Raw genomic sequence first — 342 nt, forward strand, 5'->3', positions numbered from 1 at the left:
AACGAAGTAATAACGAAACCTACTGCTCTACAGGGATCGGATGCAGGATGGACGCGCAGAGCGGATTCAAGGGCTCACGGACTCCCGGGCTCACGGATTCGCGGATTCACGGACTCAATGAGGAGGCACCGCGATGGCGGGAACGCGCACACCGGCCGACGAGGCCCGCGAGGCGGACGTGGAGGCGGCCCTCGGCAAGCTGGACCTGGACGCGAAGACGAGGCTGCGCGCCGGGCAGGACATGTGGTCGCTGCCCGCGCTGCCCGAGATCGGCCACAAGTCCCTCGTCATGTCCGACGGCCCGATCGGCGTACGCGGTGTCCACTGGACCGCCGACGACCC

The 342-nt window shown here is 67.3% G+C and carries 1 protein-coding gene; it reads left to right on the forward strand.

Annotation, left to right across the window (positions count from 1 at the left end; genetic code table 11):
* Nucleotides 1–133: 133 nt before the first annotated feature.
* Nucleotides 134–342 (forward strand): hypothetical protein (locus tag KVT44_RS55820; RefSeq protein ID WP_217576922.1); only part of this gene is annotated, 209 nt, incomplete at its 3' end.

It is taken from the genome of Streptomyces sp. GbtcB7 (assembly GCF_019091445.1).
Lineage (GTDB): Bacteria > Actinomycetota > Actinomycetes > Streptomycetales > Streptomycetaceae > Streptomyces > Streptomyces mirabilis.